The following is a 451-nucleotide window of genomic DNA, read 5'->3' on the forward strand; positions in this document are numbered from 1 at the left end:
GGCAACGCAATGTGTTTGCTAATTCGATCGCTTGTTGCTGTTGAGCCAAATTATCAAACTCAAATAATTCAACCTCAACCGCTACCTGTTTGTTATTAGAGACAAATATATCACTTGCCATGAGTGTTGGACTGGCAATTAACATCCACATTAAACAGAACGCATAAATCAAACGACTCATAGTGTTGCCTTATTCATAAAATAGCCCGCAAACTCTTGTTGCCACACTTCTGCACTAATTCCCCCTAAGACCTTCTTTATCACTCTCCCCTTTTGGTCGACTAAATAGGTCTCTGGCGTACCAATAACGCCTAGGTCCAACGCCAATTTACCATTCGGGTCGCTTATCACTTGATGGTACGGATTACCGGAAGTTTGAAGCTCCTTAATCGCCGCTGCGGCCGTGTCACGGTAGTTCAAACCAATGATAGGTACATCATTATCCGCAAGC

The 451-nt window shown here is 43.5% G+C and carries 1 protein-coding gene and 1 pseudogene; both read right to left on the reverse strand.

Translation table 11 applies throughout. From position 1 onward, the window contains the following. Positions 1–181, reverse strand: a pseudogene (locus KIV40_RS35335) (heme lyase NrfEFG subunit NrfF); the annotation flags it as partial. Then, positions 178–451 (reverse strand): redoxin family protein (locus tag KIV40_RS35340; RefSeq protein WP_375164961.1); only part of this gene is annotated, 274 nt, incomplete at its 5' end. The pseudogene KIV40_RS35335 and the gene KIV40_RS35340, both read right to left, overlap by 4 nt.

Source organism: Vibrio sp. D173a (assembly GCF_030248475.1).